Origin of the sequence: Jatrophihabitans sp. (assembly GCF_036389215.1) — a bacterium.
Lineage (GTDB): Bacteria > Actinomycetota > Actinomycetes > Mycobacteriales > Jatrophihabitantaceae > Jatrophihabitans_A.
Genome location: NZ_DASVQG010000292.1, coordinates 1 through 7,651, shown reverse-complemented (window position 1 = coordinate 7,651; position 7,651 = coordinate 1). Strand labels below are relative to the sequence as shown.

10 protein-coding genes are annotated in these 7,651 nt (G+C 71.9%); all 10 read right to left on the bottom strand.

All coding sequences use genetic code 11. From position 1 onward, the window contains the following. Window positions 1-2,474 (bottom strand): chromosome segregation protein SMC (gene smc / locus VF542_RS16375; RefSeq protein ID WP_408652763.1); only part of this gene is annotated, 2,474 nt, incomplete at its 3' end. 98 nt (window positions 2,475-2,572) lie between these two features. After that, window positions 2,573-2,761, bottom strand: coding sequence for a hypothetical protein (locus VF542_RS16370; RefSeq protein WP_408652762.1), 189 nt, complete (start codon window positions 2,759-2,761; stop codon window positions 2,573-2,575). A 186-nt stretch (window positions 2,762-2,947) separates the two neighbouring features. Then, window positions 2,948-3,241, bottom strand: a complete 294-nt coding sequence (locus VF542_RS16365; protein WP_408652761.1) for an acylphosphatase — start codon at window positions 3,239-3,241, stop codon at window positions 2,948-2,950. 3 nt (window positions 3,242-3,244) lie between these two features. Beyond that, window positions 3,245-4,114, bottom strand: a complete 870-nt coding sequence (mutM, locus tag VF542_RS16360; protein WP_408652760.1) for a bifunctional DNA-formamidopyrimidine glycosylase/DNA-(apurinic or apyrimidinic site) lyase — start codon at window positions 4,112-4,114, stop codon at window positions 3,245-3,247. Between the two features lies 1 nt (window position 4,115). After that, a complete protein-coding gene (rnc, locus tag VF542_RS16355; RefSeq protein WP_408652759.1) occupies window positions 4,116-4,958 on the bottom strand; it encodes a ribonuclease III in 843 nt (280 codons plus the stop codon). A 47-nt stretch (window positions 4,959-5,005) separates the two neighbouring features. Further along, window positions 5,006-5,185, bottom strand: a complete 180-nt coding sequence (rpmF, locus tag VF542_RS16350; RefSeq protein ID WP_408652758.1) for a 50S ribosomal protein L32 — start codon at window positions 5,183-5,185, stop codon at window positions 5,006-5,008. A 4-nt stretch (window positions 5,186-5,189) separates the two neighbouring features. Beyond that, a complete protein-coding gene (locus tag VF542_RS16345) occupies window positions 5,190-5,768 on the bottom strand; it encodes a YceD family protein (RefSeq protein WP_408652757.1) in 579 nt (192 codons plus the stop codon). Window positions 5,769-5,932: 164 nt separating this feature from the next. Next, complete coding sequence (locus tag VF542_RS16340; protein ID WP_408652756.1) at window positions 5,933-6,595, bottom strand: hypothetical protein; 663 nt, start codon at window positions 6,593-6,595, stop codon at window positions 5,933-5,935. Further along, window positions 6,592-7,113 carry a pantetheine-phosphate adenylyltransferase gene (coaD, locus tag VF542_RS16335; protein ID WP_408652755.1) on the bottom strand — a complete coding sequence of 174 codons (522 nt, stop codon included), beginning with the start codon at window positions 7,111-7,113 and terminating at the stop codon, window positions 6,592-6,594. Before coaD ends, VF542_RS16340 begins: the two co-directional genes overlap by 4 nt. A gap of 62 nt (window positions 7,114-7,175) precedes the next feature. After that, window positions 7,176-7,651 (bottom strand): 16S rRNA (guanine(966)-N(2))-methyltransferase RsmD (rsmD, locus tag VF542_RS16330; protein WP_408652754.1); only part of this gene is annotated, 476 nt, incomplete at its 5' end.

Sequence of the window (7,651 nt, the reverse complement as noted above, 5' to 3'; positions counted from 1 at the left end):
CGCTCTGCCTGCGCCGAGCGCAGCAACTGCTCGGCCCGGCCGGCCAGCGCGCGCACCCGCTCCTCCTGGGTCCGCACGCTCAGCCGGGCATCCATCTCGGCCTGCCGGGCGGCGGCGACCCGGGCCGCCCGGGCATCGCGGTCAGAGACCGGCGGCTCCTGCTCGGTCGGCTCCGCCTCGGCCAGCCGCAGCCGCTCCTCCAGCTCCACCAGTCCGGCCAGGTCCGAGTCGCGGGCGCTCTCGGCAGCCTGCCGGGCCAGGTCCAGCCGCTCGGCCTCACCGGTGGCTGAGCGTTCGGCCTGGGCCAACTGGGCCAGCCGCTCGGCTACCGCGTTCAACCGGGCATCGGATTCGTTGAGGGCGTCCAGGGTGGCCTCGACCTCGGCCTGCCGGCCCGCCGCGACCTGCCGCGCCTCCTCGAGCTCGGCCTCCAGCCGGTCGAAGGTGCCGGCCGCCTCGGCGGCTCGCTGGTCGGCCTCGTCCACGGCGGCCTGGACCTCCAGCGCGCTGGGTGAGGATGAGGACCCACCGGCCGCCCAGTCGCGGCCCAGCATGTCACCTGCCCGGGTCACCGCCCGGACCGAAGCGTGCTCGGTGACCAGCCGCTCGGCTTCCTCCAGGCCGGCCACCACGGCGACCTGCGACAGCGCCGACGCCACCGTCGCCCGCAGCGGACGGGGGCAGCTGACCACCTCGACCGCCCAGCGGGCACCGTCGGGCAGTGCGGGCCAGCCGGCGCGCTCGGGTGGTTCGGTGGCACCGCCCACCACCAGCCCGGCTCGACCGGCGTCGGTGCTCTTGAGCAGCTGCAGCGCTGCCCGCGCCTCGGCCGGTGAGCTGACCGCCACCGCGTCGGCCAGCGCACCCAGCGCGGCGGTCAGCGCGGCCTCGTAGCCGGGCTCGACGCTCAGCAACGCCGCCACCGAGCCGAGCAGGCCGGGCAACTGCGAGCCCGCTGCCAGCAGCGCTCCGGCGCCGTCCTTGCGGGTCAGCCCCATCGCCAGCGCCTCCCGGCGGGCGGTCCAGGTCGAGCGCTCGCGCTCGGCGGTGCGGTGTGCCTCGGTGAGTTCGCGCACCCGCTCGGCGGCCTCGGCATGGCGAGCCAGCGCTGCTTCATGCCTGCTGTCCAGGTCCAGTTCACCCTGATCCAGGGCGCCGACCTCGCCGTGCGTGGTCTCCAGTTCGGCACGAGCCGCCGCGGCGCGTGCCCTTGCCTGGGTGGCGGCCGCCGCGATCCGGGCGATCTCGTCCCCGCCGGCCGAGGCCCGGCTGCGCAGCGCATTGACCTGGCCCGCCAGCTTGGCCAGCCCCTCACGGCGATCGGCGACCGCCCGGGCCGCCGCCAGCACCGCCCGCTCGGCGTCGGCAAGCTCACGCTCGTCCTGCTGCCGTCGGGCGACCGCGTCCTGCAGCACCTCCCGGGCCGCCGCCAGCTCGGCGCTCAAGCGCTCCTCGGTGGCCCGGACCTCGGCGGCCTCCCGCTCCAGCTCCTGCGGGTCACGGCTCAGGCGTTCCTGCTCGGCGAACTCCGACAGGTGCCGAAGTCGCTGGGCGGCAAGCTTCTGGGTGCCTGTGAAGCGCTCGGACAGCGCCGAGAGGCCGAAATAGACGTCCTGGGCCGCTGCCGCGGCCGGAGCGTCGGCGGCCAGTTCGGCCTCCAACTCGGTCTCGGCCGCGACGGCCTCGGCCAGGGACTGCTCGACCTCGGCCCGGCGCTGCCGGACGACGGTCTCGTCGGCGACGTCGGCATCCAGGCTCTGCCGCAGGGTGCTCAGGTCATCGGCCAGCAGCCGCAGCCGCGCGTCGCGCAGTTCGGCCTGCACACCGGCGGCCCGGCGGGCGATCTCGGCCTGCCTGCCCAGCGGTTTCAGCTGCCGGCGCAGCTCGCCGGTCAGGTCGGTGAGCCGGGTGAGGTTGGCCTGCATGGCCTCGAGCTTGCGGAGCGCCTTCTCCTTGCGCTTGCGGTGCTTGAGCACACCGGCGGCCTCTTCGATGAAGCCGCGCCGGTCCTCGGGCCGAGCCGACAGGATGGAGTCCAGCTGGCCCTGGCCGACGATGACGTGCATCTCGCGGCCGATCCCGGAGTCCGACAGCAGCTCCTGGATGTCCAGCAGCCGGGCGCTGTCACCGTTGATCTCGTAGTCGCTGGCCCCGTCCCGGAACATCCGGCGGGTGATCGAGACCTCGGCGTACTCGATCGGCAGCGCGCCGTCGGTGTTGTCGATGGTGAGGGTGACCTCGGCACGACCCAGCGGCGGCCGGCCGGCGGTACCGGCAAAGATGACGTCTTCCATCTTGCCGCCGCGCAGTGCCTTGGCGCCCTGCTCGCCGAGCACCCAGGCGATGGCGTCGACGACGTTGGACTTACCCGAGCCGTTGGGGCCGACGACGGCCGTGATGCCGGGTTCGAAGCGCAGGGTGGTGGCCGAGGCGAAGGACTTGAAGCCCTTGAGGGTCAGCGACTTGAGATGCACTCAGGCTCCGGACGTAGCTCGACGGCACGGCAGCGGCAACCGCGGTGATGGCGGTTGCGCCTGGTGCAGAGGCTAGCGCGCCGGCTGCCCGGCGTGGCTCAGGCCAGCGCTGAGGCGCCGGTGGTGATCCGGTGCAGTTCGTCGAGCAGGTGTTCTGATTCCTGCGACGCCTTCAGCTCGGCCAACTCAGCTTCCAGGGCCCGTACCCGGCCCTTGAGCCGCGCCACCTCTTCGACGAGGTAGCGGTCTGAGGAGGTGGGAAGGTATCCCAGCAGCGCCCTGGCCATGTGCCGACCTCTCACGGGACTTCGGCCGCTCAGGTGGCGGAGCCGGCGACATGTCCTGCGTCGCGGGATCCGGCGGAGCTGGCCGGTGGAATGTGTAGCCCTATCGTCGCACCGTCACGGCTTAGATACAAATCCCGCTCGCCTTGATCACGGCGTTGATTTCGGTGGCCGGGTGTGACCCTGCTCTCAGCGCTCGACGAAGCCGGTGAAGTGACCCTCGGCCGGGTCGAACCGGGCCTGCACACCGGCGACGTCGCCCGGCGTGGCACCGCCGCGCAGCAGCTCGACCAGCCGGTCGCAGTCGCTCCGGGCACCTTCGGCGACGACTCGGACCCGGCCGTCGGGCAGGTTCGCCGCCTGGCCGACCAGGCCCAGCTCCAGCGCCCGGCACCGGGTCCACCACCGGAACCCGACACCTTGCACCTGGCCCGAGACCAGGGCCGTCAGCCTGACCGGGCCCTCACTCGGGTCTTCAGTCACGGCTCAGGCCACGCTGCGACGCGGCGGTCGCTGGCACGTGGGGCAGAAGTAGGACGACCGGTTCATCCACTTGGCGCGCGCGATCGGCCGGCCGCACCGGCCACAGGGCTCTCCGACCCGGCCGTAGGCGTTCAGCGAGCGGTCGAAGTAACCACTCTCGCCGTTGACGTTGACATACAGCGAGTCGAAGGAGGTACCGCCGGCGCGCAGCGCGTCGGCGAACACCAGCCGGAGTTCGGCCAGCAGGGTGGACAGCGCCTGCCGGGACAACCCGGAGGTCGGCCGGTCACCGTGCAGCTTCGCCCGCCACAACGCCTCGTCGGCATAGATGTTGCCCACCCCGGAGATCGAGGACTGGTCCAGCAGCGCCCGCTTGATGGTGGTGTTGCGGCGGCGCACCGAGCTGATCCAGCCGGCGTCGTCGAAGTGGTCGTCCAGCGGGTCACGCGCGATGTGGGCTATCCCGGCCGGGACCGTGGTCGGGCCGTCGGGCACCAGCTCGTCCAGATGCAGGCCGCCGAAGGTCCGCTGGTCGACGAAGCGCAGCTCGGTGCCACCGTCGGCGAAGCCGATCCGGGCACGCAGGTGCGGTCCGGGCGGGGTGCCGGGCGCGAGCATCAGCAGCTGCCCGCTCATCCCGAGGTGGCCGATCAGGCAGGACGGCCCGTCCTCCAGCGGCAGCCACAGGTACTTGCCACGCCGTTGGGCCGTGCCGATCCGGCGGCCGACGAGGCGTTGGGTCAGATCCAGCGGGCCGGCCAGGTGCCGGCGGATGGCCCGCGGGTGCCGCGAGTCGACCTCGGCGATGGTGCGCCCGGCCACCCACTGGGCAAGGCCCGCTCGGACCGTCTCGACCTCGGGAAGCTCGGGCACGTCAGCCGGTCGCGGGGATGTCGGAACGCGGAATGTCGGAATGCGGGCTCTCGGCCGGCTGGGCCGGCGGGCCCGAGTCGGCCGGCTGGGCCGGCGGCCCCGACTCGGCCGGCGGCCCCGGCTGTTCTGCCGGCGCGTCCGGCGACAGCGCCCGCCAGGCCGCCTCGGCCGCCGCCTGCTCGGCCTCCTTCTTGTTGCGGCCGAGCCGGACGCCATAGGTGACGCCGTCGACCACCGCGGCGGCGGTGAAGGACTTGGCGTGGTCGGGGCCGTCGGAGGTGATGACGTAGTCGGGTACCCCCAGGCCGCGTACCGCGGTGAGTTCCTGCAGCGAGGTCTTCCAGTCAAGGGCGGCGCCGTAGCCGGGAGCGGCGGCCAGTACCGGGTCGAACAGCTGGTGCACCACCCGGGCCGCGCCCTCCAGGCCGTGCTCGAGATAGATCGCGCCCAGGATCGCTTCCAGGGTGTCGGCGAGGATCGAGGGCTTGTCCCGGCCGCCGGTGGCGTCCTCACCCCGGCCGAGCCAGATGTACTTGCCGATGCCCTCGGGCCCGATCTGGCGCGCCACCTCGGCCAGCGCGCGCATGTTGACCACCGAGGCGCGCAGCTTGGCCAACCGGCCTTCGGCCAGATCCGGGTGCGCACGGTACAGCGATTCGGTGACCACCACACCCAGCACCGAGTCGCCGAGGAATTCCAGCCGCTCGTTGTGCGGCAGGTCACCGTTCTCGTAGGCGAAGGAACGGTGGGTCAGGGCACGACGAAAGAGCTCGGGGTCGACCTGCACCCCGAGCTCCGCGGCCAGCTCAGCCGGGTCAGCGGCCGAAACCGGCTTGGCCGCCACCGCTAGCAGTCCCCGCGCCGGAGGCCGGTACCTGTCATCGCGGGAACTCAGACCGCGAGGACCTGCCGACCGTCGTACTGCCCGCAGTTGGCACACGCGGTGTGCGGGAGCTTGGGCTGGCCACAGGCGCGGTTGGGGCAGGTGACCAGAGTGGGGGCGCTGGTCTTCCACTGCGAGCGCCGTGCCCTGGTGTTGGCGCGCGACATCTTTCGCTTCGGAACGGCCACTGCGTTACTCCTGACTCTGGGTTGAACTGTCGGAACTTGCTGGTTCGTCGGCCACCCCGAACCGCTCGGCGAGAGCGGCCCAGCGCGGGTCGAGCTGGACGTGCGTGTGGTCCTCGGGCAGATCATCGAGCCGTTCCCCGCACTCGGGGCACAACCCGCCGCAGTCCGGTCGGCACAGCGGTGTCAACGGAAGGCTGAGCACCACCGCGTCGCGGACCACCGGTTCGAGATCGAGGTGGTCGCCCACAAGCCGCGGCACCTCGTCGGAATCGGTGGTCGCCTCCGTGATGCTGTTCGGGTAGGCGAACAGTTCGACGAAGTCGACCTCCAGGCCCTCGGTGAAGCCATTCAGGCACCGCCCGCACTCGCCGGCGACGGTCCCGGTCACCGTTCCTGTCGCCAGGACACCTTCGGTCACCGATTCCAGCCGGACGTCCACCACGAGCGGCGAACCCTCGACAACCCCGATCATGTCCAAGCCAAGCTTCGCAGGTGCGGAGATCTCACGCCGGTACTGCCGCTGCAAACCCGCTCTGCGGCCGAGTTCCCGGGTGTCCAGGACGTACGGGCTGCGCGGGTTCACTGACGACCTCTACCGGTGTGGTTTTCTCAGCGGTGCTGTGGAACAGCATTTCCTGTGAAGCTAGGCCCGTACATGGATTTGGCCGTTGTTCAGAATACCTGAGCCCCCGGCGGCGCGGAAATCGGCGGCAATCCGGTAGGGCCACCCACTCGGCCGCGGGCACGTCAGGGCTGCTGACCCAGCGCGTTCCGGCCGTTCTCCGCGGTGGCCGCCAGCCGCTGCAGGTGCTCCACCAGTTCCGACAGCGTGGCGTGGGCGTAGCTGTGCGCCTGCGAGGTCAGCGTATCGGCGCGTTCGCGGGTCGCCGCCAGCGTCGAGCGGGCCTCCTCCTCCGCCCGGGACCGGAGCAGGGCCGCCTGGGCCACCGCGGCCTGGTGGACGCTGTCGGCCGACACCAACTGCTCCTGCTCCCGCCTACCGGCTTCGACCAGCTCGTGAGCCTGCGCGGTGGCCGCGGCCACGGTTGCCCGGGCCTGCTGCTCGGCCGCCTCGGTGACGGTCCGCGCGTGCGCCTGGGCAGCGGCAACCGTGGCCGCCGCCTGCTCCTGGGCAGCGGCAACCGTGGCCGCCGCCTGCTCCTGGGCTTCCCGTAGCTGGTGCTCGGCCAACCGGTCGGACTCCGACAGCATCCGCTCGCGCTGGGCCACCACGCGCCGGGCCTCGGTGAGCTCGGAGGGCAGCACCTCCCGCAGGGCGTCCAGCAGGTCCAGCGTCCGCTCTCGCGGCACCACGCAGGAGGAGGACATCGGCAGCGTGCGCGCGGTCTCGATCAGCTCGACCAGTTCGGTGAGCACCTCGTCGGCCCGCGCCAGGGTGTGGTCGGTCATCGCCGTTCTCCGTCGGGTCGGTGAACCTCGTCCAGCCGGCTGAGCAACCGCTTGTACACCGATACCGGCAGCAGGCTGCTGACATCGCCGCCGTAGGTGGCGATCTCCTTCACCAGGCTGGAGGCCAGGAAGCTGTACTCCGGGTTGGTCGGCATGAACAGCGTGTTCACGCCGGCCAGCCCCCGGTTCATCTGGGCCATCTGCAGCTCGTAGTCGAAGTCGCTGACCGCCCGCAGGCCCCTGATGATCACCGGGATCTCGTTCGCCCGGCAGTAGTCGACCAGCAGCCCGTGGAAGGAATCGACCCGGACGTTGCCGTAGCCGGCGGTCACCTCGGTGAGCATCGCCATCCGCTCCTCGACGGTGAACAGGCTGGACTTCTTGCGGTTGACCAGCACAGCGACCACGACCTCGTCGTAGAGGCCGGCGGCCCGTCCGATGATGTCCAGGTGACCGTTGGTGACGGGGTCGAAGGACCCGGGGCAGGCGACCTTGCGGGCTATCGGCTCAGCGCTCATCTCGGCACCTTCGGATGGGGTGTCGCCTGGCGGCGTCGCTGCGGCGGCTGGACTGCGGACTGCTATTCCCGGCGACCGTACCAAAGGCAGCCCTCGCCGTAGCGCCGCTGCTTGATGGCTTTGATCTCACTCGGCCAGGGCAGCCGCGCCTCACGCCAGGACCGTTCCACCACCACGATGCCGCCGGAGGCCAGCCAGCGGTCCTCGGCGAGGGTCGCCAGCTGGTTGCCGATCGTTGCGGTCGGGACGGCATACGGCGGGTCGACGAACACCAGGTCGAACGGCTCGGCGGCCCCGACCGCGCTGAGAAAGGTGGCGGCCGTGCACCGGTGCACGGTGGCGCCCTGCAGCCGCAACGCGGTGATGTTGTCCTGCAGCACCGTGGCTGCCCGGCGGTCGGACTCGACGAACACCGCCGCCGTGGCCCCCCGGGACAGCGCCTCGAGCCCGACCGCCCCCGAGCCCGCATACAGATCCAGCACCCGCGCCCCGGCGAGATCGAGTTCGCCGCGCAGCGTGTTGAACAGTGCTTCCCGGG

Coding starts and splice junctions, on each gene's coding strand:
- VF542_RS16370 (WP_408652762.1), bottom strand. CDS start 2,761: ATGGCCAGGGCGCTGCTGGGATACCTTCCCACCTCCTCAGACCGCTAC.
- VF542_RS16340 (WP_408652756.1), bottom strand. CDS start 6,595: ATGACCGACCACACCCTGGCGCGGGCCGACGAGGTGCTCACCGAACTG.
- coaD (WP_408652755.1), bottom strand. CDS start 7,113: ATGAGCGCTGAGCCGATAGCCCGCAAGGTCGCCTGCCCCGGGTCCTTC.